Origin of the sequence: Amycolatopsis alba DSM 44262, assembly GCF_000384215.1 — a bacterium.
GTDB lineage: Bacteria > Actinomycetota > Actinomycetes > Mycobacteriales > Pseudonocardiaceae > Amycolatopsis > Amycolatopsis alba.
This window is the reverse complement of record NZ_KB913032.1, coordinates 4,413,956-4,435,664: the sequence shown is the minus strand read 5'-3', so window position 1 is coordinate 4,435,664 and position 21,709 is coordinate 4,413,956. Positions and strand designations below refer to the sequence as shown.

Below are 21,709 nucleotides of genomic sequence, written 5' to 3'. Positions count from 1 at the left end.
CATGACCGAGCAGAGGCCCGAGTCCGACGCGCCGCCGCCGATGCGCGCGGCTGTTCTGCCCACGGAGGCCGAGCTGCGGGTCGCCGCGGAGCAGAGCCTCGTCCTGAAGGACCTTCGCCGCTACGTCGCCGCTTTGGGCGAGCCCGGCGAACCTGACAACGCGCTGATCCCCCGCTGGGCCGAGGCCTGCGGGCTGGTCCGCGTCGTCGACGGAGCGCACGTAGCCGTCGAGGAGAACGCGAACCTCCTCGACAGCCCTGTCGAGCTCTGGGAGCGGGCGTATCTGACGATCGGCGAAACCGGCCCCGTCTTCATCGCCGAGGACGGCGACCTGCCTCCAGGTTTCGACCTGATGCTTCCCCGGCTGGTCTCGACGATCGCTTTCACGCTCTACGGATCGGGTCCGACCCCGATTCCCGTCGACCTCCTCCCCGAGGTCTTGGCGGCGCTGCTCGGCCTCGAACCGGGCGAGTCGACACGTCACGCGGTGGCGGTCACGCTGGACCTCCTGGAACGGCTCGGCGCCCTCCATCAGGGCGTCGCGGATCCGGCCGAACTCGCGGCGGTCACCAAGGTCACGGGCGATCCCAGCCCGTCACCGGCGATGATCTGGCTCACCCCGATCGCCGTATGGGCGATCAACCGGGAACTCCGCGCGGCCGGGGTGGACGCGCCGGTCGTCGGTGAATCCGCGGACGAAAGTCTCGACAGCCTGTGTTCGGGCCTCATCGGCACCGCACCGTCGATCATGGACGCCGAGCTGAAGGCCTGGGCCCGGCACCGATCGCCCTCCGCCACGATCGAGGAAGCGAGTGAGTTCCTCCGGACCACGAAGCGTCCCGAGGGGCGACTGTTCGCCCTGGTCGTGCTCGGGGCCACCGGCGAGCCCGGTATCGAAGCCGCGGCCGGAGTCCGCGCCGAGGGCGGCCTGCCCGGCGCGGTCGCCGCGATGTGGCTGTCCGAGCGGGGAGCGATCCGGCGCGAAACGGTCACCCGCGACGAAGTCGCCATCGGGATGACCGACCACTACGCGGCCATGCACGTGCTCGGCTCGTTCGTCCATCAGCTCGCCGACCTGGACGACGGCTTCGACGTGGTCGACCTGCTGACGTCCTCCGGCCACCCGGCCACCCGCGAGCTCCTGGACGTGGTCGGCGCGGAGCATCCGGACCGGGCGATGGCCAAGAAGGCGCGGACGGCGAGCTTCAAGCTCCGGTCCAGGGGGCCGGATCGCGTTTAGCGGGCTAAACGCGATCCGGGGGCGCTACTTGGAGGGGGCCGGGGAGGCGGGGGGTGAAGCGGAGGCCTGGGAGGCCGCCGGGTTCGGCGGAGCGGCGTAGGTGTTCATCGCCGTGATCTTCCACTTGTCGCCCTGCAGCTCCGCGTTCAAATGCAGCTGCGCGCTCCCGGCGGTGGTCTTGTTCGTGTCGGCCCGCGTCGAGCTCTGGTCGACGAACACCATAACGTCGGCCCGGTCGCCTTCCAGCCGGATGACGGCGCTGCGGGTGACCTTGCAGGTCACGACCATCTTCTGCTGCGGGGCCAGCCGCTTGACCTCGCCCATCAGCAGGTTGTACTTCGCCCGCACCTCGTCGTTGACCAGCAGGTCGCCCGCCGCGGTCTCGGTCTTCGAGATGTTCTTGTAGTCGTACGAGAACAGCGCCTCGGTCGCCTTCGCGACCTGGTCCTTGACCTGCGCGGTCTTCGCGACGTCCAGCAGCGCCGTGTTGTCCGTCGAGCTGGACACGTCGTCGGCCTGGATCTTGAACAGCACCGCGGTCGCGGCCAGCAGCAGCCCGATGACGACCAGCGCGCACGCCAGGATCAGCTTGCCGGAGCCCGGCTTCTTCTCGACCTCGGAAGCCTCAGCAGGCTCGGCAGGCTCGGAAGCGATCGCGGCTTCGGCCTCTTCGATGTCGTCCGGCTTCTGCTCGGCGACCGCACGCGTCTTCGCACGCGGGCTCGGCTTCGCGACGACCTCTTCTTCGGGAGCCTCTTCGACCTCCGTGGGCTCCTCGACGGTCTCGACAGCCTCAGCAACGTCAGCAACGTCCTCAGAGGACTCGGCAGGCTCAGGCTCAGGCGCCGGGCGCGGAGCGGGCCGCGGCGACGGACGGCGCACCGGCGTCTCGTCGACCTCCGAGACAGAGACTTCCGAAGCAGAGACCTCCGAGGCGGGGGCCTCGGGAGCGGAAGGGGGCCGCCGCAGACCGGCCACCCGTGGGCGGCGCACCGGTGGAGTGCTGCGAGGGGGCTGGCGACGGGAGGGGGGCACTACGAGGCTCCGTTCTAGGTGACGCGCTTACTGACCGGCCGCGACGAGGGGCACGTTGTCGATCCCGGACAACTTCCACTCATCGCCGACCCGTGTCATCGAGACCTCCAGGCGCAACGCCTTCGAGCTCGACTTGTCGCCCTGGGTGACCTGGGTGGTGATGGCGGCGAGGAAGCTCGCCTTGCCCTCGTGGTCGTCGAGTTCCTCGACCGCGATGTCCTGGATCGTGGTCGCGACCTTGGTCTTCGCGTCGCTGAGCGCCTTGCGGTAGGTCGGCTCCAGCTGCGCCAGCTGCTGGCTCATCTTGTCGTCGGAGACGGCCTTCTGCTGGTTGAAGAACGCGTCGAGGTTCTCGAAGTCGACCTCGGTGTACGCCTTGATCGCGCGGCCGCCCGCATCGGCCACCGCGTCCCGCGAGCGCGCCAGGTCGGCGTTGTCGTCCGACGCGGCCACGGCCCACTGGACACCGAAGATCGCCGCGGCGACGAAGGCGGCCAGGGCGAAGGCGGCCGCCCCGAGGACCAGGGTCCGCGATCGAGAAGAACTCATGACACTCCAGGGTAGGTATACGGTCTCGGGCTCAGCCGGGCAGGCCCAGCAGCGCACCCAGGCTGGCCAGGCTGACACCGGGGCTCTGCAGGACGCTCGGCATACCCTGTGCCGCGCGCAGGGCCGCCAGTTCCTCGGCGGACCGGCCGGCGTTCTTCGCGACGTCGCCTTCGGTCGGGATCTGCGGGACCCCGTTGTACGGCACGTTCTGCGAACCGCGCACGTTGATCGGGCTGCCCTTCGGCTCGGCGCAGTACGCGTCGTCCTTCGGCGGGCGAACCGTCGTGTCGGTGCCTTCGCGGTACTTGTCGAGGCCGATGTAGCCCTTGGTGCACGAAGGCGGGTTGAACAGGTTGAGCGCGAGACCCAGGTGCGCGGTGCCGTCGTTGGCGACGCTGTTCGCGCCCGCGGCCAGCATCGGGTACGTCACCAGGCCCTGCTCCAGCCCGTCCAGCCGGGTCACCAGCAGATTCGACGTCGTGAGCAGGTTCGCCGTCAGCGCGCCCAGCCCCGGTCCGGATTCGGCGAGCACCGAGCTGATCTGGTTCGCCACCTGCGGGGTGATCCCGATCAGCTTCCGGATGTCGGCGTCGGAGTTCTTCAGCGTGCCGGACAGCTTGTTGAGATCCGCGCTGAACGACTTCATCGAGCTCGCCATGTCGTTCTGCGTTTCGAGGACCTGTCCGCCCTTTTCCAGCAGCTGGACGGTCTGCGGCAGGTACTCCTGCGCGGTCGCGGTGAAGCTCCGCGCGGTGTCGAGCAGCCGCTGCAGGTCCGGGCCGGTGCCGTTGAAGGCGTTGTACGACTCGTCGACGACCTTGCGCAGCGAGTCGGTCGGCACCGACGCCGCGAGGCTGTCGAGGTCGCCGATGAGCTGTTCGGTGGGCACCGGCGTCTTGACCTTGTCTGCCGGGATGACCGAGCTCGCGTTGAGGAACGGCCCGTTCTCGCTCTTGGGCCGCAGGTCGACGAACTGCTCGCCGACCGCCGACCGGTTCGCGACCACGGCGTCCAGATCGGCGGGCACCTGCGGGGCGTCCGGCGCGATGTTGAGGTCGGCTTCCAGGCCGGTCTTGGTCAGGCGCAGCTGGCCGACCCGGCCGATGTTGAAGCCCCGGTAGGTGACCTCGGCGTTCTCGAAGATGCCGCCGGACTGCTTGAGCTGCATTTTCACCGTGTAGCCCTCGTCGCCGAAGACCTGGCCGAGCCCGGCGAACCGGATCAGCGCGTACACGATGAAGACCACGGAGATGATCGCGAACGCGACCAGCTGGATTTTCGTCCTACGGACCAGCATCAGCCGGCACCTCCCGACAGCAGGCCGAAGATCCCGGCGGGTCCGGTCTGTTGCGGCTTCCCGCCGCCCTGCGGCACGCTCGCCTGGCCGCCTGCCTGGGTCCCGCCGACACTGTCGGGGATCGGCAGCGGCGGGTTCACGCCCGGCCCTTCGGTCCCGCCGGTCAGCCCCGGCACCGGGATGACGTCCTGGAGCGGGTTCTGCCGGCTGCGGCCGAGGTTCTTGAGGATCTCGTTCAGGTTCAGGTCGACCTTCGCGAACAGGTTGAAGTAGTCGCCCTTGACCCCGTCGTACGCGGCGTCGCTGAACGGGAAGGTCAACAGGATCTCCAGGGCCTTGGGCAGATCCGAGCCAGCCTCGCCGAGCTTCTGCAGCGTCGGCTGAAGCGCCTTGAGGTCGGCGACGAGGTCTTCCTTGCTCTTGTTCACCGTGTCGACGGCGACCCCGGAGAGGCTGTTGAGCGCGTTCAGCATGGTCACCAGCTGGCCGCGCTGCTGTTCCAGCACGCCGAGGCCGGGGCCGAGGTTGTCGACCGCGCCGACCAGCTTGTCCTTCTGACCGTTCAGGGTGAGCGAGAGCCGGTTCAGCCCGTCGAGCGCCCGCGTGATGTTCGCGGACTGCCTGTCCAGGTTCGAGACCAGCTCGTTGGTGTTGTTCAGCAGCGCCTTGAGCTCCGGCGAGCGGCCGCTGGTGGCGTTGTTGAGTTCCTTGGTGATGGTGTTGAGCTGGTCGACGCCACCACCGTTGAGGAGCAGCGAAAGCGCGCCGAGCAGTTCCTCGACCTCGACGCTGCGGTTCGTGCGGGCCAGCGGGATCACCGCGTTGTCGGCGAGTTTGCCCTGCCCGTCGGCGGGCGCGGCCAGCTCGACGTACTTCTCGCCGAGGAGGCTCGACTGCTTGACGTTGGCCAGCGCGTTCGACGGCAGCTTCACGTCGCCGTTCACCCGGAGGGTGACTTCGGCGTTCCAGCCGTCCTGGGTCAGCCCGATCGCTTCGACACGGCCGATGGAGACCTCGTTGACCTTCACCCCGGCCTGCGGGGTCAGGTCGAGGACGTCCCGGAACTGCACTTTGACCGTGTACGGGTGGTCGCCGAGTTCGGCGCCACCGGGCAGCGGGACGTCGTAGATCCCGCTGAACCCGCAGCCGCTCAACGTCAGCGCCGCGACGGTCCCGACGGCCGCGAAAGCAAGTTTCTTCATCACTTGGCCGCCGATCCGTAGAGCTGCCCCGCGATGGGCAGCGGAAGCGGTGGCAACTGGCCCGCCTGCGAGGACTGGATCACCTGCGCGATGGACGGCAGCGGCACCAGCCCGTCGACCAGTCCGGCGATCCCCTTGCACGCGTCGCCCAGCGCGTCGAGCGCGTCCGGGGTCTGCTTGAGCAGGTTGCACACCATCACCAGCGGCGGCTGGGTGAGCTCGTTGAGGTTGGCCCGCGCGTCGAGCGTGCCCGACGAGGCGTTGTAGGTGTTGACCAGGTTCCCGAGGCCGACCGGGGCGACGTCGAGGATCTCGGCGAGCGCGCCGCGCTGGTCCACGAGCACCTTGGTCACGCTGGCCAGTTTGTCCACATTGGACTTGAGTCGGTCACGGTTCTTCTCGATGAACGCCTGGACCGCGGTGAGCGTGTCCGACAGCTGCTTGACCGTCGCGGCGAGGTTGTCCTTCTCCCCCGCGAGGAATCCGCTGACGTCGGCGAGCTGCCGCTCGAAGTCGCGGACCTGCGAATCGCTGTTCACCAGCGTCTGGGAGAAGGAGCCGAGGTTCTCGACGGTCTTGAACAGGTCGCCGGAGTTGCCGGACAACGTGCCCGCGGCCTGGCCGAGCTTCGTGATCGTGTCGTGCAGCGCCTGCCCGTTGCCGTCGAAGTTCTTCGCGGCGGTGTCGAGCAGGTTCGACAGCGAACCGTTCTTGTTGGCGCCGTTGGGCCCGAGCGACTTGCTGACCCTGGACAGGCTGGCGGCGAGTTCGTCGACTTCGAGGGGGACCTCGGTGCGGTCGAGGCCGATGACGGCGCCGTCGGCGATCCGCGCGCCGCCCTTGTAGGCCGGGGCCAGCTGCACGTATCGGTCGCTGACCAGCGACGGCGACACGATGATCGCCTTCGCGTCGGCGGGCACCGCCACCGAACGGTCGTATTCGAGTTCGACGCGGACCTGGTTGCCCATCGGCTGGATCTTGGTGACCGTGCCCATGTCGACGCCGAGCATGCGGACGCTGTTGCCCTCGTAGAGGCCGACAGCTCCGGCGAAGTAGGCGGTCACGTGGTTGCGGCCGGCGTCCTTGAGCGTCCACCACAGCGCGCCGGCGACGACCAGCGCGAGCACGATCGCGATGGTGAAGCCGCGCGCGAGGCTGGAACCGAGACGGGTACTCATTTCTCGTAGCACCCCTTGTCGTTGATCGGCCCGAACGACGGCAGGACCAGTCCGCAGATGTAGTTGTCGAACCAGCGGCCGTTGCCGATCGTGTTCGTGAACACCCGGATGAACGGCGCGAACCGCGCGACGCCCTGGCCGAGGGCGTCCTGGTTGCGCTGCAACATCGAGGTCAGCTGGTCGAGCTGGGTGAGTACCGGGTCGAGCTGCGCGTCGTTGTCGTCGACCAGGCCCTTGAGCTGGGTGGCGAGGTTGCGCGAACCGTCCAGCAGCGCGGTGATCGCGTCCTTGCGGCGGGACACCTCGCCGAGCAGCTTGTTGCCGTCGGCCAGGAGCTTCTGGAACTCGGCGTCGCGGTCGACGAGCGTCTGCGAGACCTGCCGCGTGTTCGCGAGCAGGCTCGACAGCTGCGAGTCACGCTTGGCGATCGTGTCCGAGAGACGCGAAAGGCCGTTCAGGGCGCCCTTCACGTCGGCCGGGGTGTCGGCGAAGGTCTCTGTGATGACGTCGAAGCTCTTCGCGAGCTGCGTCGTGTCGATGTCGTCGACGGTCTGCGAAAGCCCGCGGAAAGCGTCGAGGACGTCGAACGGCGACGCTGTGCGCTCACGCGGGATGGTCGCGCTCGGGTCGAGCGTGCGCTGGCCCTGCGGGTCGAGCGCCAGGTACTTCTGGCCGAGCACGGTCTTGATCTTGATCGCCGCGCTGGTCTTGTCGCCCAGCCAGGCGTCCTTGACCTTGAAGGAGACCCGAACCTTGTCGCCGTCGAGCTTGATGTCGGAGATCTTGCCGACCTTCACCCCGGCGACCCGGACGTCGTTGTCCTGCTGCAGCCCGGAGGCCTCGCTGAAGTCCGCGGTGTAGGTGGTGCCGCCGCCGATCACCGGCAGGTCCTCGGAGTTGAGCGCGGCGAGGAAACCGAGCAGCAGCACCGAGATGCCGACCAGCGCGATCGGGATCGGATTGCGTTTCTGGAACGACTTCATGCCGTGCACCTCGCCCGGTTCACCGGCAGCAGCGGCAGATCGATCGGCGCGTTGATCAGCGGAGGCAGGGCGACGGCCCCCTTCAGCTCGCAGGCGAAGAAGTTGAACCAGGAGCCGTAGTCGGCCGTGCGGGTCAGCGCCGTCACCTTCTGCGGCAGGAACTGGATGAAGTGCTCGACGATCGGCTGGCTGTCGTTGAGGTTCTTCGTCAGCGTGCCGAGCGCAGCGATGTCCTGCTTGAGCGGCTCGCGAGCCTCGCCGAGCAGGCCGGACGTGGTCTGCGCGAGCGTGCCGAGCGAGTCGATGGCGTCACCGATCGGCTCGCGGTCCGCGGCGAGGCCGGAGACCAGCTGCTGCAGCTTGACGATCAGGTCGTTCAGCTGCGGCGTATGCGCGTTGACCGTGTCGAGGACCGAGTTCAGGTTGTCGATGACCTCACCGATCACCTGGTCCTTGTCGGAGATCGTGGTGGCCAGCGAAGCAGTGTGCTTCAGCAGGCTCTCGATCGTGCCACCTTCGCCCTGCAGGACCTGGATGACCTCGTAGGACAGCTTGTTGATGTCGTCCGGGTTGAGCGCGGTGAACAGCGGCTTGAACCCGTTGAACAGCTGCGTCAGGTCGAGCGCGGGCGTGGTCCGCTCCAGGGGGATGTTGCCGCCGGGCGCCAGGTTCTTCCCGGAGGAGTCGGTGCCCTGTCCGAGCGAGACGTAGCGCTGGCCGACCAGGTTGCGGAACTTGATCTGCGCGGTGACCCCGGCGGGCAGCTTGCGGCCGGCGTCCACTTCGAACTCGACCTCGGCCTGGCGGCGGTCGACGATGCGGACGTCCTTGACCTGCCCGACCCGGACACCCGCGATGCGGACGTCGTCGTTGGGCAGCAGCAGGGTCGCGTCGCTGAACCGCGCCTTGTAGGCGTTGGTGCTGGTGGTGTTGATGTTGGCGATGCTGATCCCGAGGATCGTCGTGAACAGCACGGTGACCACGACGAAGACACAGAGCTTGATCAGCGGCGCGAGCAATCCCCTCACTGGACGTGCACCTCCGCTCCCCGGTAGAGCGGACCGACGAGCAGCGAACCCCAGCCGGGCACGTCCGAGGCGGACATGCCGACCTGCGGGGCGACCAGCTGCGAGAGGAAGTCCGATTCGGACGCGCTGTAGGACGGGCTACCGCCGGGCGCTCCCCCGCCGTTGTAACCGCCGATGTTCGCGTAGCCGTTCGAGGGCGAAAGGCCGTCGTTGGCCGACCGCGCCGGCGGTTTGGCCGTGCTGCCGTCCTTGATCGGGCCGTCCGGCGGGTACTGCGGGAACGGGTCCGGGAACTGCTTCAGGTCGTAACAGCGCGGACCGCGTTTGTCCTCGAACCTCGGCTCGTCCTTGCCCGGCAGGTACGGCCCGCGGTTGACGGTGATCTCGATGGTCGCGTGCAGACCGGGCCGGTCCGTGCCCTTGCCGAGGGCCTTGTCGATCTTCGGCAGGTTGGCGGCCATCTGCCCGATCACACACGGGTACTCCGGCGCGTACTTCGCCAGCAGTTCCGCCGTCGGGCGGGCGCTGTCGGCGAGCCGGATCAGGTTGTCCGCGTTGTTCTGCAGGAAGGTCTGCAGATCGACCGAGGCCTGGGTGACGCTGCCGTAGAGGTTCTGCAGGTTCATCTTCTGGTCCACCACGGTGCGTGTGGTGGTGCTCAGGTTGTCCAAGGTCTGCACCAGGTCCGGGGCGACGGCGTTGAGATTGTCCGAGAACTTCGCGAGTTCCTTGAGGTTCTGCTGGAGCTGGGGCTCGTGCGGGTTCAGGTCCCCGACGTAGGAGCCGAGCTGGGAGAGGGTGTCGCCGAGCTGACCGCCGCGGCCGTTGAGCGCGGTGGAGATCGCCGAAAGCGTGCTCGACAGCTTCTGCGGCTGGACGGCCTGAAGCACCGGCATCAGATGGGCGAAGGCCTGCTCCAGCTCGACAGCGCCGGACGTCCGGTCCTGGGGGATCACGTCACCCTCGGCGATCGTCCGCGCCGAAGGGGCGTCCGGGATTTCGAGGGAAACGAAACGCTCACCGAACAACGTCTTCGGCAGGAATCGTGCGGAAACGTTCTGGGGGATCAGTTTCGCCGACTCCGGATTCAGCGCGAGCGTGAGTTCCGCGCCGTCCGGGGTCGCGGCGATGTCCTTCACCGAGCCGACGATGAGACCGCGGACCTTCACGTCGGACTGCTTCAGCAACTGGTTCCCGATGCTGCCCGATTGGAGCTTCACGCTCACCACGGGCGTGAAGGCCTTCTGGTACAGCGCGATGCTCAGCACCACCCCGCCGACGAGCACGGCGACCAAGAGCAGGCCGAGCAACCTGCGCCGGACTGTCGCGATCATCCTGCGATCCTCACCGTGACGTCGGTTCCCCAGATCGCGAAACCGATGAAGAAGTTCATGATGGACACCGTGACGATGCTCAGCCGCACCGCCTTGCCGACAGCCACGCCGACACCGGCGGGGCCACCGGAGGCCCGGTATCCGAAATAGCAATGGGACAGGATGATCAAGACGCTGAACAACAGCACCTTGATGAACGAATAGAGCACATCCTGCGGTGGTAAGAACAGGTCGAAGTAATGGTCGTAGGTACCCGCTGACTGGTTGTAGATGTAGATAACGACCAACCGGGAAGCGAGATACGAACTCAGCAGGCCGATGACGTACAGCGGGATGACCGCGACGAAACCGGCGATGATCCGCGTGGTCACCAGGTACGGCAGGCTGGGCACGCCCATGACCTCGAGCGCGTCGATCTCCTCCGAGATCCGCATCGCGCCCAGCTGGGCGGTGAACCCGGCGCCGACGGTCGCCGAAAGCGCGAGGCCGGCGACCAGCGGCGCGATCTCACGGGTGTTGAAGAACGCGGTCAGGAAGCCGGTGAAGGCCGAGGTGCCGATCGAGTTCAGCGCCGAGTAGCCCTGCAGGCCGACGAGGACACCGGTGAACAGCGTCAGGCCGACCATCACGCCGACCGTGCCGCCGATGACGGCGAGCGAACCGGAACCGAAACTCACTTCGGCGAGCAGCCGCAGGACCTCTTTGGTGTAACGGCGCAGCGTCCGCGGCGTCCACAGCAACGCGCGGCCGTAGAACGACATCTGGTCACCGAGGCTGTCCAGCGTCTGCAATGGACGATTGGCGACCCGCTTGGCGCCCTGGAGGAAGGTCATGCGTCAGTCCAGCTTTCCGGGCACGATCTGCAGGTAGATCAGCGTGATCACGAAGTTCACCACGAACAGCATGAGGAACGTGATGACGACCGACTGGTTCACCGCGTCGCCGACGCCCTTCGGGCCGCCGGACGGGTTCAGTCCCCGGTAGGAGGCGACGACCGCGGCGATGAAGCCGAAGATCAGCGCCTTCAGCTCACCGACCCAGAGGTCCGGCAGCTGGGCCAGCGCGGAGAAGCTCGCCAGGTACGCGCCCGGCGTCCCACCCTGGAGGACGACGTTGAAGAAGTAGCCGCCGAGCACGCCGATGACGCTGACCATGCCGTTCAGCAGGAGCGCCACCAGCATCATCGCGAGCACACGCGGCACGATCAGCCGCTGCACCGCGGAGACGCCGAGTACCTCCATGGCGTCGATCTCTTCACGGATGGTCCGCGCGCCGATGTCGGCGCAGACCGCGCTGCCACCGGCCCCCGCGACCAGCAGCGCGGTGACCAGCGGACTGGCCTGCTGCACGGTGGCGAGCACCGACCCGGCGCCCGTGTAGGACTGGGCGCCGAGCTGGCGGGCAAGGGAACCGAACTGCAGCGAGATGACCGCGCCGAACGGGATCGCGACGAGCGCCGTCGGCAGGATCGTGACGCTCGCGATGAACCAGGCCTGCTGGATGAACTCCCGCAGCTGGAACGGGCGCTGGAAAATGCCACGAACGATGTCGAGGCCGAGAGCGAACAGGTTCCCGGTCTCGCGCAACATGCCGATTCCGGGGATCTTCGCCGATGAAGCGGGAGAGCTCACGCGCCACCTGACCCCGGATCATGTGGCCGCAAGCGGTGGTTGCCCGGTCTCCCCGGATGCGGGATCGAGGCGACCTGATCGTCGGGCAGCTGCCCCTGGTGGTGGTTCGGCATCGGACCGTCGCTCTGCGGTGCGGAACGGTGCCCCGCGGCGGCGAGGCGCTGCGGGCGGACGCCGTAGCGCTGCTGCTCCTCCGGGGAGAGCGACTCGATGATGCTCTGCTGTGCCTCGTGCGGCAGACCGGACAGGATCTGCATGACGCGGTCCTTGCGGCGGACCGCGCCCATCCGCGTCGGCACGCCAGGCGTCGGCTGCATCTGCGGCGGCACCCCGCTGATGTCCTCGACACCGCCCGCGTGGTGACCGGCCTCGAACATCGCGCGCTCCGCGGCGAGCTGGGCCGAGTCCTTCTCCTCACTCATGCCGATGGGGCCGTCCATCTTGCCGTTGAGGAACTGCTTGACGACCGGCTCCTCGCTGGTCAGCAGCACCTCGCGCGGGCCGAACATGACCAGTTCCTTGCGGAACAGCATGCCAAGGTTGTCCGGGACGGTGCGGGCGAGGTTGATGTTGTGCGTGACGATCAGGAACGTCGCGTCGATCTGCGCGTTGACGTCCAGGAAGAGCTGGGAGATGTAGGTGGTGCGGACCGGGTCGAGGCCGGAGTCCGGCTCGTCGACCAGGATGATCTGCGGGTCCAGCACCAGGGCGCGGGCGAGACCGGCGCGCTTGCGCATACCGCCGGAGATCTCGCCGGGCAGCTTCTTGTCGGCGCCGTTGAGGCCGGTCATCTCGAGTTTCTCGAGCACGATCCGGCGGACCTCGGTCTCCGACTTCTTCGTGTGCTCCCGCAGGGGGAACGCCACGTTGTCGTAGAGGTTCATCGAGCCGAAGAGGGCGCCGTCCTGGAAGAGGACACCGAAGAGCTTGCGCACCTCGTAGAGCTGGTGTTCGGAGCACGTCACGATGTCGACGCCGTTGATCATGCACCGGCCCTTGTCGGGCTTGAGCAGACCGATCATCGACTTCAAGAAGACGGACTTACCGGTTCCGGACGGACCGAGCATCGCCGAAACCTCGCCCGGAGGCAGGGTCAGCGTGACGTCCCGCCAGATGGCCTGCTTACCGAAGGACTTGGAAAGACCTTCGATGACCACCTCGGCACCCATCGCACCTCCAGGAGCTGTTCCGCGTCGTCGCGCACTGCCGTCCCGTGCCACTGGCCCGAGAGGACGCATGCGTTCGCGCAGCGATACCCGCGTCAACCAGGTGCAACGAGCTGAGTGCGAACAGGTTACTCACCAGTTTTCTTTTCTGGCCAGACCCGCGGGTAACTTTTCGCGCAGCCCGCCGCCCGCCCGTGCACCGCTAGCGGCACCGTAGTGCACGTCACCCCCGGCCGCAGATCCACAACTGGCCCCTCCCTCGGCGCCCGGATCGAGTTTCGCGGGCTAATCGCGATCCGGTGCCCTGGGCCTAGCAGCGATAGAGGCCGCAGTAGGAGGAAGACGACGAGCTGCTGGAGTGGGCGTTGGCCTCCGTGACCTGGACGGCGATGACGATCGCGCAGATCACCGAGGCGGCGACACCGAGCACGGCGATGACGGCGAGGGTCAGCAAATAGCGCCGAGCGGCGACCTGTTGAGCGAGAATCTCGACGAGCAACTGATCGGTGTAGACGGGACTGGGCTCATCCACGCCGTCAATGCCTTCGACCTGGGCCTTTGCGTTCTTGATCCGTTTCTCGACTTCATAGGGGTCGAGAGACGCGGTCGCGAAGTATCTGACGCGTGTGTGGCCGTCGGTCATCGCAAGTCACCTTCCGCAGCAGGACAAGTCCTCTGTAATCGGAGAGCATGAACCGGACGCAACGGTCGTGACCAAAGCGAAAGGGCGGGCATCCGTGGTGGATGCCCGCCCCTTCGACGGTGCTGCGGTAGGCGCTTACGCGCCCGAGATCACTTGATGGCGATCTTGGCGCCCGCGGCCTCGAGCTTCTCCTTGGCGGCCTCGGCGGCCTCCTTGTCGACCTTCTCCAGAAGGGCCTTGGGAGCGGCCTCGACCAGCTCCTTGGCCTCCTTCAGGCCCAGGCCCGAGACGACCTCACGGACGACCTTGATGACCTGGATCTTCTTCTCACCAGCGGACTCGAGGACGACGTCGAACTCGTCCTGCTCCTCGGCGGCGGCCGGGGCAGCGCCGACCGGGCCGGCGGCGACGACGGCAGCCGGGGCGGCCGCGGTCACGTCGAAGGTGGTCTCGAATTCCTTGACGAACTCGGACAGCTCAAGAAGGGTGAGCTCCTTGAAGGCGTCGATCAGCTCGGTGGTGCTCAGCTTCGCCATGGTGGCTTTCCTCTCTGAAACGAACTAAAAGTTCGGGGTGGGGGGTGTTCAGCTCTCGGCGGGTGCTTCGGCTGCTTCGGTACCGGCGTTGCGCTGCTTCTCCTCCAGCGCGGCAGCCAGGCGAGCGACCTGGGACGCCGGCGCCTGGAACAGCGCGGCGGCCTGGGACAGCTTCGCCTTGAACGCGCCCGCCGCCTTGGCGAGCAGGACCTCACGGCTGTCGAGATCGGCGATCTTGTTGATCTCGTCCACGGACAGCGTCTTGCCGTCCATGAAGCCGCCCTTGATCACAAGCGCGTTGTTGTCCTTCGCGAAGTCGCGAAGCGCCTTCGCGGCGTCAACAGCTTCACCTTCGACGAAGGCGATCGCGGTCGGGCCGACGAACAGGTCTTCAAGGCCCTCGATGCCCGCGTCCGTGGCGGCACGCTTGACGAGGGTGTTCTTCGCGACCCGGTACTTGGCACTGGTGCCGAGAGCGCGGCGCAGCTGGGACAGCTGGGACACGGAGAGGCCGGTGTACTGGGTAACGACTGTGGCCGAGCTGCTGCGGAAGCTCTCCGCGATCTCGGCGACGGCCGCCTCCTTGTCGGGCTTCGCCATGGTCGCCTCCTCTCTTGGCTAGTGGTCCACTGGCCTTGAGAGCCCTGAAACGACGAAACGCCCCAGCGCAGACAGGCGCGGGGCGTCAGGGCACACGACGACATGCATCGTGGACGAGCCTCGTTCCTCCTGCGCGGGTCGCCCGCCCTAGCGGGGCCTTCGTTCTCCAGGCCAGATGACCAGGAGAAGACCAGCGGTCTTCGGTAGAACCTTGACAAGAATACGCGACCCTCTCCCGCCCTCCGCACGGGGTCCGTTGAGGGTGGCGGCGGGGGCATGGATGGAGGGCTAAACGCGACCGGCGGAGTGCGCGGAAGGTCTCGGGAGGCATCATGGTGACGTGGCGGAGCAGCGTGATGACGGAAAGCCGGTCGACCAGCCCGGCACGGGCATCGAGCCCAAGGCGGGCGGTCAGCCCGCGCCCCGGCTGGACGAGGAGCAACTGCGCCAGTTCCAGCAGTTTCAGCAGTTCCAGGACTATCTGAAGTTCACCGAGGCGCAGAACCAGGGCCTCGTCCCGGCCCAGCCCACCCAGCCCGTGACCCAGCACTACGGAGGACAGCCACCGGCGCCTCCGGGACCGCCACCCGGCGAGCTCGTGCCCGCCCCTCGTCCGCGCCTGCCGCGTTGGCTGCGACGTCTCGGCGGGAAACTCCTCGCTTGGGTGATCGTGATCGTGCTGATCTGCGTCGGGGCCACCATCGCCTACCGGCAGATCTTCCCCAGCGACGCAGGTCAGGACACGGCGACGTTCGTCCAGGGCGGCGGCGGCAAGCACCACACCAACCAGGTGCTTTCGACCAATCCCTGGGAAGCCGTCCGGGCCATCTACGACACGATCGGCAAGCCGTACCCGCCCGCCACCCGTGTCGAGAAGGTCTGCCTGTCGATGAGCGAGCAGGCGCAAGCCCAGTTCGCCCGAGACCTCGGCTACCCGGACTGCGCGACCGCCGTCCCGGCGCTGAACGCCAAGGTCACCGACATCACGCCGTACATCTACGCGGTGCGCCCGATGTCGAGCGTGGTCCCGCGGCAGAACCTGACGATCCACTCCTGCTGGTACAGCATCCGCGGCGGCCCCCTGCTGGGCAGCTTCACCCTGCAGGAAGTCGAGATGGGCCAGTGGCTGATCACCGGCCACGCCAACTCCCCGGAGCCCTGCCCCGCTCCCCCCACCGGCAACTGACCCCCGCTGACCTGCGCTTCCTGCCACCAGATCGCGATTAGCCCGCGAAAGTCGAGTGGGCGCCGGATCGCGATTAGCCCGCGAAAGTCGACACGGGGGTCAGAGGTCGTGGGAGGTGAGGAAGGCGGCCAGGGTGGAGCCGAAGGCGGGGTGCATGACGGCGGCCATGTGGTCGCCGGGGACGCGGACGAGGCGGGCGCCGGCGATGGCGGCGGCCAGGCGTTCGGGTTCGGCGGCCAGCGGGTCGGTGTCCCCGGCCAGGATCAGGGTCGGGACGGCGATCGCCGTCAGGTCCAGTTTCGGGTTCGCCGTCCCGCGCGCGACGGCGGCCAGCGCGATCCTGTCGGCCCGCAGGGCGTCGGCCAAGGCCCGGAAAGGCGCCGAAGACGGCGGCAGGGTCGAAGGGTCCGAAGCGAGCAGCGCCTCGCTGATCGCCTCCGGCGTGACCACCCGCGTGTCCACGCCCCCGAAGTCGACGATCCCCGAACCGACCCCGCCGATGGCGAGACACCGGATCCGCGGGTCCGCGGCCACCGCGCCGAGCGCGATCATCGCGCCCATCGAGTAGCCGACCATCGACACCTCGTCGAGGTTCAGCTCGTCGAGCAGTGCCGACACGTCGCGGACCATCGCGTCGTCGCCGTAGCTCGCGTCGTCGTGCGGTTTCGCCGACCGCCCGTGCCCGCGCGCGTCGAGGCTGATCACGGGCAGCCCCGCGTCCTGGAGGGTGTCGACGACGCCGGGTGCGATCCAGTTGGCGTTCGTGTCCGCTGCGAAGCCGTGCTGCAGCAGCACCGGACGCCCTTCACCTTCCCAAGCGGTGTAGCTCAGCTGAAGCCCGTCGAACGACGCGAAGGTAGGCATCCCTCCAGCAAACACGAAAAAGGGGCGCCCCCGCCGTAGCGGGACCGCCCCTTTCTCAGTGATGTCTAACTCAGACTCACGCGTCCTCGGAGAGGAGGTTGCGGGTCCGGGCGGGGTCCACCGGGACACCAGGGCCCATCGTCGTGGAGATCGTGACCTTCTTCAGGTAGCGACCCTTGGCCGACGACGGCTTGGCGCGGAGGACCTCGTCCAGCGCGGCCGCGTAGTTCTCCACCAGCTTCTCGGTGTCGAACGAGGCCTTGCCGATGACGAAGTGCAGGTTGGCCTGCTTGTCCACGCGGAAGTTGATCTTACCGCCCTTGATGTCCGAAACGGCCTTCGCGACCGCGGGGGTCACGGTGCCGGTCTTCGGGTTCGGCATCAGGCCACGCGGGCCGAGGATCCGGGCGATACGCCCGACCTTGGCCATCTGGTCCGGCGTCGCGATCGCGGCGTCGAAGTCGAGCCAGCCACCCTGGATGCGCTCGATCAGTTCGTCGGTGCCGACCACGTCCGCGCCGGCGGCCTCGGCCTCGGCGGCCTTGTCACCAACGGCGAAAACGATGACGCGGGCGGTCTTACCGGTGCCGTGCGGCAGGTTCACGGTGCCGCGGACCATCTGGTCGGCCTTGCGAGGGTCGACACCGAGGCGCATGGCGACCTCGACGGTGGCGTCCATCTTCTTGGAGGAGGTCTCCTTGGCCAGCTTGGCGGCGTCGAGCGGGGCGTAGAGCCGCTCGCGGTCCACCAGCTCAAGAGCCTGACGGTAGGCCTTGCTGTGCTTGGGCATTGCTTCTGTCCTTAACTCTTCAACGGATCAGTGTGGTGTTGGAGCCAGCACTGGCTCTCCCACGGTGGTGCGGGGTGGAACTCAGTCGACGACCGTGATGCCCATCGAGCGGGCGGTGCCGGCGATGATCTTCGCGGCCTGGTCGATGTCGTGCGCGTTCAGGTCGGATTCCTTGGTCTTCGCGATGTCGCGGACCTGGTCCCAGGTGACCTTGGCGACCTTGGTCTTGTGCGGCTCGCCGGAGCCCTTCTCCACGCCCGCGGCCTTCAGCAGCAGCTTCGCGGCCGGCGGCGTCTTGAGCTTGAAGTCGAACGAACGGTCTTCGTACACGGAGATCTCGACCGGGACGACGTCCCCGCGCTGCGACTCGGTCGCGGCGTTGTAGGCCTTGCAGAACTCCATGATGTTGACGCCGTGCTGACCCAGCGCGGGGCCGACCGGCGGCGCGGGGTTGGCCGCACCCGCCTTGATCTGCAGCTTGATGATCGCCGCAAGCTTCTTCTTCTTGGGTGGCATTTCGTTTGTTCCTTCTTACTGACTTGAGTCCCCCGCACACCTGCCAGTACGCGGGGACTGCCGGCCGTCTGGCGGCCGTCAGATCTTGGAGACCTGGTTGAACGACAGCTCGACCGGGGTCTCCCGGCCGAAGATCGACACCAGGACCTTCAGCTTCTGTCCGTCCACGTTGACCTCGGAGATCGTCGCGGGCAGCGTCGCGAACGGGCCGTCCATGACGGTGACCGACTCGCCGATCTCGAAGTCGACCTCGACCGCGGGGGCGCCCAGCTGGGACTCGGCGGAGGAGGACTCGCCCTTGCCGGACTTGGCGGGGGCGGCCGTCTCGACCTTGGGCGCGAGGAACTTGAGCACCTCGTCCACGGTCAGCGGCGACGGACGCGACGTGGCGCCGACGAACCCGGTGACACCAGGGGTGTTGCGCACCGCGCTCCACGAGGCGTCGTTCAGGTCCATCCGGACCAGGATGTAGCCGGGCAGCACCTTGCGCTGCACCTGCTTGCGCTGGCCGTTCTTGATCTCGGTGACCTCTTCGGTCGGGACCTCGATCTGGAAGATGTAGTCCTCGACGTCCAGCGTCTGGGTACGGGTCTCGAGGTTGGTCTTCACCTTGTTCTCGTAACCCGCGTACGAATGCACGACGTACCACTCACCGGGAGCGGCGTTGAGTTCCGCGCGCAGCTTCGCGACCGGGTCGACGTCCTCGTCGGCCTCGGCCTCGACGGGCTCGGCGGCGGTGTCGTCGGCTGCGTTGTCGTCGGTCTCGTCGGACGCCTCATCGGCCTCCGCGACATCTCCGGCTTCGTCGACCTCGTCGCCTGCGGCGGGCACCTCGACGGAGTCCAGGTGCTCGGACTGCTCGTCGCCGAGTGCCGCGTGCACCTGCTCGTCGGAAAGCTCGGTCAGCTCATGACCGGCTGCTGTGCCGTTGTCGGAGGTCACGTTCCGTCCTCTCAGTTGATCGGTTGCCGTGGCGCAGGCCACCGTGCGGTGCGCTCAAGCACCGCTACCGGCTGCCTCAGCTGCCGAAGACGGCACCGACGACCTCTTTGAAGGCCAGGTCGAGGCCGCTCACCAGCGCCACCATGAACACCACGAAGACCAGCACCACCGCGGTGTAGGTGACCATCTGCTTGCGGTTCGGCCAGATGACCTTGCGCAGCTCGGCCCAGACTTCGCGGATGAAGCGCATCAGCCGGGCGAAGATCGACGCCTGCTTCGGCTTGCGGTCGCGCTTCGGGGTCGCCGTGCCCTTGGCGTCCTTGGACTTCTCGGTCTTGTCCCCGGCCTTCGCCTTGCCGGCGGGGCGGGTCTTGTCGTCCGACTTGGCGTCGGCCTTACCGGACGGGCGCGCGGACGCACGGCGCTCACGCCGGGCAGCGGCGGTCACCGGGCGGGACTGTTCGTCGGGCTTCTGCCCGGCGCCGTCCTGCGCCTTCTCACCGCTGGCGTCGCTGTCGCTCACGACCACTCCTCCGCCTTCACCAGTTCGCTTACGCAGGGGTGACAGGACTTGAACCTGCAACCTGCGGTTTTGGAGACCGCTGCTCTGCCAATTGAGCTACACCCCTTTGGAGCCCCGATGCTCTGGAGCTCCCGAGGACGCATTCCATCGTCCCCACCGCCGTGGCGGGGATGACCGTAGTGCGTTCCGAGACCAGAAGTCTACGGCAACCCCCGAACAGCTTCGCAACCGCGCCCCTCAAAGCGGCGCGGAGCAGCCTTCCGCGGGGAAACTCCCCACGGCCGACCCCATGATCGTGCCACGATGTCGCCATGAGCGCTCCCGCACCCTCGTCTTCGGCGGCTTCACGGGTCTCGGCCCGCATCGGTGCCATCACGCCGTCGGCCACGCTGGCCGTCGACGCGAAGGCCAGGGAGCTCAAGGCGCAGGGCCGCCCGGTGATCGGGTTCGGCGCCGGGCAGCCGGACTTCCCCACCCCGGCGAACGTGCTCGAAGCCGCCGAAGCGGCCGTCCGAGACAAGGTGAACCACGGCTACACCGCCGCGGGCGGGCTCCCGGAGCTGCGCGAGGCGATCGCGGCGAAGACCGCCCGCGACTCCGGATTCGAGGTCGACCCCGGCCGCGTCCTGGTGACCAACGGCGGCAAGCAGGCGGTCTACTCGGCGTTCGCGACGTTGCTCGATCCCGGCGACGAGGTGCTGCTGCCCGCGCCGTACTGGACGACCTACCCGGAGTCGATCGCCCTCGCCGGCGGGGTCGGAGTGCAGGTCACGGCCGACGAGACGACGGGTTACCTGGTCACCGTCGAGCAGCTCGAAGCCGCCAGGACGCCGCGCACGAAGGTGCTGCTGTTCGTGTCGCCGTCGAACCCGACGGGCGCGGTGTACCCGCGTGAGCAGGTCGAGGCGATCGGGCGCTGGGCGTACGAGAACGGCCTCTGGGTCATCACCGACGAGATCTACGAGCACCTGGTCTACGACGGTGCCGAAGCGCCCTCGATGCCCGTCCTGGTCCCGGAACTGGCCGACCGGACGATCGTCCTCAACGGGGTCGCGAAAACGTATTCGATGACCGGCTGGCGGGTGGGCTGGCTGCTCGGCCCGCAGGACGTGGTCAAGGCGGCGACGGCGTACCAGTCGCATTTGTGCGGCAACGTTTCGAACGTCGCGCAGCGGGCCGCGCTGGCGGCGGTGAGCGGTCCGCTCGACGCCGTCCACGCGATGCGTGCGGCGTTCGATTCACGGCGCAAGACGGCGCTCTCCCTGCTTTCCGAGATCCCTGGCGTGGAGACTCCGGTGCCACTCGGCGCTTTCTACCTCTACCCGTCGGTCAAAGCCTTGCTGGGCAAGGAGATCCGTGGCGAGCGACCGGCCGACACGGTGGCGCTGGCCGATCTGATCCTGCGCGCGGCCGAAGTCGCCGTGGTGCCGGGCGAGGCGTTCGGGACGCCGGGGTATTTCCGGATTTCCTATGCGCTGGGCGAAAACGATCTCGCCGAAGGGATCACCAGGATGGGCGGCCTGCTCGCGGAAGCACGATGACCGTGATGCGCCTGGGGATCGCTCTTCCGCAGTACGGTCCCCTCGCGTCGATGGAAGCCGTCACCGGTTTCGCCACGGCGGCGGAGGAACTCGGGTACGAGTCCCTGTGGGTCGGCGATCGGGTGCTGGCGCCGGTCTCACCGTCGGATTTCTACCCCGGCGGCACCCCGGAACGGCCGTATCCGCCCGAATTCGTCACCTTCGGTGATCCGCTGATCCTGTTGACGGTGGCCGCGAGCGTCACGAGGAAGGTCCGGCTCGGCACCAGCACGCTCACCGGGACGGTGTATCCGGCCGTGGTGCTCGCACGGATGCTCACTTCACTGGATCAGGTGAGCGGGGGCCGTCTGGACGTCGGGCTGGGCACCGGCTGGCTTCGCGACGAGTACACCGCGACGGGCACCCCCTGGCCGGGGCGCGGCGAGCAGTTGGAGGAGCTTCTCGACGTCCTTCGGAAGTTCTGGACCGGCGACCCGGTCGAGCACGAAGGCGAACGCTGGCGGATCCCGGCGTCGAAGGTGGGGCTGCGACCGGCGCAGCGCCCGCATCCGCCGGTGTTGCTGGGCGGGCGGTCGGCGACCGCGCTGGAACGCGTCGGCCGCCGGGCGGACGGCTGGCTGCCCGCGGGACTGCCCGCGCCGTATCTGGGGAAGCTCTGGGAGACCGTGACGAGCGCGGCTGAGAAGGCGGGCCGCGATCCCGGCGCGCTGCGGCGCGTGCTGCGGATCAATCCGAAGCCAGGCACGGATCTCAAGGACGTCGCGGCGCAGCTGGAGTCGGCCGCCGAAGTCGGGATCACCGAGGCCTTCGTCGATCCGCATTACCTCGCGCGGAACGTCGGTCATGCCCTGGAAATCGCCGCTGAGCTGCGCGGTCTCGTCCCGGACTGAAGGCCCCTCCCCGGCAGTGAAGGGGCCTTCAGCGG

General features: G+C 67.8%; 23 protein-coding genes and 1 tRNA gene. 4 read left to right on the top strand and 20 right to left on the bottom strand.

Annotated elements, in window-relative coordinates; genetic code table 11:
• Position 1: 1 nt before the first annotated feature.
• Positions 2 to 1,240 carry a hypothetical protein gene (locus tag AMYAL_RS0121215; protein ID WP_020633302.1) on the top strand — a complete coding sequence of 413 codons (1,239 nt, stop codon included), beginning with the start codon at positions 2 to 4 and terminating at the stop codon, positions 1,238 to 1,240.
• A gap of 24 nt (positions 1,241 to 1,264) precedes the next feature.
• On the opposite strand, the gene AMYAL_RS0121210 is transcribed toward AMYAL_RS0121215, so the two are convergent.
• From AMYAL_RS0121210 to rplJ, 14 genes are all read right to left on the bottom strand, one after another.
• Positions 1,265 to 2,218, bottom strand: coding sequence for a hypothetical protein (locus tag AMYAL_RS0121210; RefSeq protein WP_026467303.1), 954 nt, complete (start codon positions 2,216 to 2,218; stop codon positions 1,265 to 1,267).
• An 84-nt stretch (positions 2,219 to 2,302) separates the two neighbouring features.
• Positions 2,303 to 2,824, bottom strand: a complete 522-nt coding sequence (locus AMYAL_RS0121205) for a hypothetical protein (protein WP_020633300.1) — start codon at positions 2,822 to 2,824, stop codon at positions 2,303 to 2,305.
• Positions 2,825 to 2,855: 31 nt separating this feature from the next.
• Positions 2,856 to 4,121 (bottom strand): MCE family protein, encoded by a 1,266-nt coding sequence (locus AMYAL_RS0121200; protein WP_020633299.1) that lies wholly within the window; start codon positions 4,119 to 4,121, stop codon positions 2,856 to 2,858.
• Positions 4,121 to 5,323: an MCE family protein gene (locus AMYAL_RS0121195; RefSeq protein ID WP_020633298.1), complete on the bottom strand. Its 1,203-nt coding sequence runs from the start codon at positions 5,321 to 5,323 to the stop codon at positions 4,121 to 4,123. Before AMYAL_RS0121195 ends, AMYAL_RS0121200 begins: the two co-directional genes overlap by 1 nt.
• Positions 5,323 to 6,501: an MCE family protein gene (locus AMYAL_RS0121190; RefSeq protein WP_020633297.1), complete on the bottom strand. Its 1,179-nt coding sequence runs from the start codon at positions 6,499 to 6,501 to the stop codon at positions 5,323 to 5,325. Before AMYAL_RS0121190 ends, AMYAL_RS0121195 begins: the two co-directional genes overlap by 1 nt.
• A complete protein-coding gene (locus tag AMYAL_RS0121185; RefSeq protein WP_026467302.1) occupies positions 6,498 to 7,484 on the bottom strand; it encodes an MCE family protein in 987 nt (328 codons plus the stop codon). The genes AMYAL_RS0121190 and AMYAL_RS0121185 overlap by 4 nt, the downstream gene beginning before the upstream one ends.
• Positions 7,481 to 8,512, bottom strand: a complete 1,032-nt coding sequence (locus AMYAL_RS0121180) for an MCE family protein (protein ID WP_026467301.1) — start codon at positions 8,510 to 8,512, stop codon at positions 7,481 to 7,483. The genes AMYAL_RS0121185 and AMYAL_RS0121180 overlap by 4 nt, the downstream gene beginning before the upstream one ends.
• Positions 8,509 to 9,846: an MCE family protein gene (locus AMYAL_RS0121175; protein WP_020633294.1), complete on the bottom strand. Its 1,338-nt coding sequence runs from the start codon at positions 9,844 to 9,846 to the stop codon at positions 8,509 to 8,511. Before AMYAL_RS0121175 ends, AMYAL_RS0121180 begins: the two co-directional genes overlap by 4 nt.
• The gene (locus tag AMYAL_RS0121170; protein ID WP_020633293.1) at positions 9,843 to 10,679 is read right to left on the bottom strand and encodes an MlaE family ABC transporter permease; all 837 of its coding nucleotides are present in this window, start codon (positions 10,677 to 10,679) and stop codon (positions 9,843 to 9,845) included. Before AMYAL_RS0121170 ends, AMYAL_RS0121175 begins: the two co-directional genes overlap by 4 nt.
• Before the next feature lie 3 nt (positions 10,680 to 10,682).
• A complete protein-coding gene (locus AMYAL_RS0121165) occupies positions 10,683 to 11,435 on the bottom strand; it encodes an MlaE family ABC transporter permease (RefSeq protein WP_020633292.1) in 753 nt (250 codons plus the stop codon).
• A 38-nt stretch (positions 11,436 to 11,473) separates the two neighbouring features.
• Positions 11,474 to 12,646, bottom strand: coding sequence for an ABC transporter ATP-binding protein (locus AMYAL_RS0121160; protein ID WP_020633291.1), 1,173 nt, complete (start codon positions 12,644 to 12,646; stop codon positions 11,474 to 11,476).
• Between the two features lie 307 nt (positions 12,647 to 12,953).
• Complete coding sequence (locus AMYAL_RS0121155; RefSeq protein WP_020633290.1) at positions 12,954 to 13,286, bottom strand: Med9 domain-containing protein; 333 nt, start codon at positions 13,284 to 13,286, stop codon at positions 12,954 to 12,956.
• A gap of 149 nt (positions 13,287 to 13,435) precedes the next feature.
• Positions 13,436 to 13,822 carry a 50S ribosomal protein L7/L12 gene (rplL, locus tag AMYAL_RS0121150; protein WP_020633289.1) on the bottom strand — a complete coding sequence of 129 codons (387 nt, stop codon included), beginning with the start codon at positions 13,820 to 13,822 and terminating at the stop codon, positions 13,436 to 13,438.
• A 48-nt stretch (positions 13,823 to 13,870) separates the two neighbouring features.
• Positions 13,871 to 14,422 (bottom strand): 50S ribosomal protein L10, encoded by a 552-nt coding sequence (gene rplJ, locus AMYAL_RS0121145; protein ID WP_020633288.1) that lies wholly within the window; start codon positions 14,420 to 14,422, stop codon positions 13,871 to 13,873.
• Positions 14,423 to 14,762: 340 nt separating this feature from the next.
• Between rplJ and AMYAL_RS0121140 the strand changes: the two genes are divergently transcribed.
• Positions 14,763 to 15,608 carry a hypothetical protein gene (locus tag AMYAL_RS0121140; RefSeq protein ID WP_020633287.1) on the top strand — a complete coding sequence of 282 codons (846 nt, stop codon included), beginning with the start codon at positions 14,763 to 14,765 and terminating at the stop codon, positions 15,606 to 15,608.
• A 99-nt stretch (positions 15,609 to 15,707) separates the two neighbouring features.
• Here the strand turns inward: AMYAL_RS0121140 and AMYAL_RS0121135 are convergent, their stop codons facing one another.
• The 6 genes from AMYAL_RS0121135 to AMYAL_RS0121110 all read right to left on the bottom strand — a co-directional run bounded on the left by AMYAL_RS0121135 (position 15,708) and on the right by AMYAL_RS0121110 (position 19,349).
• Positions 15,708 to 16,472, bottom strand: a complete 765-nt coding sequence (locus AMYAL_RS0121135; protein WP_020633286.1) for an alpha/beta fold hydrolase — start codon at positions 16,470 to 16,472, stop codon at positions 15,708 to 15,710.
• Between the two features lie 76 nt (positions 16,473 to 16,548).
• On the bottom strand, positions 16,549 to 17,262 hold the full coding sequence (gene rplA, locus AMYAL_RS0121130; protein ID WP_020633285.1) for a 50S ribosomal protein L1: 714 nt from the start codon (positions 17,260 to 17,262) through the stop codon (positions 16,549 to 16,551).
• 81 nt (positions 17,263 to 17,343) lie between these two features.
• Positions 17,344 to 17,778, bottom strand: a complete 435-nt coding sequence (gene rplK, locus AMYAL_RS0121125) for a 50S ribosomal protein L11 (protein ID WP_020633284.1) — start codon at positions 17,776 to 17,778, stop codon at positions 17,344 to 17,346.
• A gap of 78 nt (positions 17,779 to 17,856) precedes the next feature.
• Positions 17,857 to 18,720, bottom strand: coding sequence for a transcription termination/antitermination protein NusG (gene nusG, locus AMYAL_RS0121120; protein WP_020633283.1), 864 nt, complete (start codon positions 18,718 to 18,720; stop codon positions 17,857 to 17,859).
• Between the two features lie 76 nt (positions 18,721 to 18,796).
• Positions 18,797 to 19,249, bottom strand: coding sequence for a preprotein translocase subunit SecE (gene secE, locus AMYAL_RS0121115; protein ID WP_007031001.1), 453 nt, complete (start codon positions 19,247 to 19,249; stop codon positions 18,797 to 18,799).
• A gap of 27 nt (positions 19,250 to 19,276) precedes the next feature.
• A tRNA-Trp gene (locus tag AMYAL_RS0121110) sits at positions 19,277 to 19,349 on the bottom strand.
• A gap of 205 nt (positions 19,350 to 19,554) precedes the next feature.
• Between AMYAL_RS0121110 and AMYAL_RS0121105 the strand changes: the two genes are divergently transcribed.
• Both AMYAL_RS0121105 and AMYAL_RS0121100 read left to right on the top strand, forming a co-directional pair.
• On the top strand, positions 19,555 to 20,784 hold the full coding sequence (locus AMYAL_RS0121105) for a pyridoxal phosphate-dependent aminotransferase (protein ID WP_020633282.1): 1,230 nt from the start codon (positions 19,555 to 19,557) through the stop codon (positions 20,782 to 20,784).
• On the top strand, positions 20,781 to 21,674 hold the full coding sequence (locus AMYAL_RS0121100) for a TIGR03619 family F420-dependent LLM class oxidoreductase (protein ID WP_020633281.1): 894 nt from the start codon (positions 20,781 to 20,783) through the stop codon (positions 21,672 to 21,674). The genes AMYAL_RS0121105 and AMYAL_RS0121100 overlap by 4 nt, the downstream gene beginning before the upstream one ends.
• Positions 21,675 to 21,709: the final 35 nt, after the last annotated feature.

What these genes read in the sequence shown, in the direction of transcription:
- AMYAL_RS0121215 (WP_020633302.1), top strand. Translation starts at nt 2, where the DNA reads ATGACCGAGCAGAGGCCCGAGTCCGACGCGCCGCCGCCGATGCGCGCG.
- AMYAL_RS0121205 (WP_020633300.1), bottom strand. Translation starts at nt 2,824, where the DNA reads ATGAGTTCTTCTCGATCGCGGACCCTGGTCCTCGGGGCGGCCGCCTTC.
- AMYAL_RS0121200 (WP_020633299.1), bottom strand. Translation starts at nt 4,121, where the DNA reads ATGCTGGTCCGTAGGACGAAAATCCAGCTGGTCGCGTTCGCGATCATC.
- AMYAL_RS0121195 (WP_020633298.1), bottom strand. Translation starts at nt 5,323, where the DNA reads ATGAAGAAACTTGCTTTCGCGGCCGTCGGGACCGTCGCGGCGCTGACG.
- AMYAL_RS0121190 (WP_020633297.1), bottom strand. Translation starts at nt 6,501, where the DNA reads ATGAGTACCCGTCTCGGTTCCAGCCTCGCGCGCGGCTTCACCATCGCG.
- AMYAL_RS0121185 (WP_026467302.1), bottom strand. Translation starts at nt 7,484, where the DNA reads ATGAAGTCGTTCCAGAAACGCAATCCGATCCCGATCGCGCTGGTCGGC.
- AMYAL_RS0121175 (WP_020633294.1), bottom strand. Translation starts at nt 9,846, where the DNA reads ATGATCGCGACAGTCCGGCGCAGGTTGCTCGGCCTGCTCTTGGTCGCC.
- AMYAL_RS0121170 (WP_020633293.1), bottom strand. Translation starts at nt 10,679, where the DNA reads ATGACCTTCCTCCAGGGCGCCAAGCGGGTCGCCAATCGTCCATTGCAG.
- AMYAL_RS0121165 (WP_020633292.1), bottom strand. Translation starts at nt 11,435, where the DNA reads ATGTTGCGCGAGACCGGGAACCTGTTCGCTCTCGGCCTCGACATCGTT.
- AMYAL_RS0121160 (WP_020633291.1), bottom strand. Translation starts at nt 12,646, where the DNA reads ATGGGTGCCGAGGTGGTCATCGAAGGTCTTTCCAAGTCCTTCGGTAAG.
- AMYAL_RS0121155 (WP_020633290.1), bottom strand. Translation starts at nt 13,286, where the DNA reads ATGACCGACGGCCACACACGCGTCAGATACTTCGCGACCGCGTCTCTC.
- rplL (WP_020633289.1), bottom strand. Translation starts at nt 13,822, where the DNA reads ATGGCGAAGCTGAGCACCACCGAGCTGATCGACGCCTTCAAGGAGCTC.
- rplJ (WP_020633288.1), bottom strand. Translation starts at nt 14,422, where the DNA reads ATGGCGAAGCCCGACAAGGAGGCGGCCGTCGCCGAGATCGCGGAGAGC.
- AMYAL_RS0121135 (WP_020633286.1), bottom strand. Translation starts at nt 16,472, where the DNA reads ATGCCTACCTTCGCGTCGTTCGACGGGCTTCAGCTGAGCTACACCGCT.
- rplA (WP_020633285.1), bottom strand. Translation starts at nt 17,262, where the DNA reads ATGCCCAAGCACAGCAAGGCCTACCGTCAGGCTCTTGAGCTGGTGGAC.
- rplK (WP_020633284.1), bottom strand. Translation starts at nt 17,778, where the DNA reads ATGCCACCCAAGAAGAAGAAGCTTGCGGCGATCATCAAGCTGCAGATC.
- AMYAL_RS0121105 (WP_020633282.1), top strand. Translation starts at nt 19,555, where the DNA reads ATGAGCGCTCCCGCACCCTCGTCTTCGGCGGCTTCACGGGTCTCGGCC.
- AMYAL_RS0121100 (WP_020633281.1), top strand. Translation starts at nt 20,781, where the DNA reads ATGACCGTGATGCGCCTGGGGATCGCTCTTCCGCAGTACGGTCCCCTC.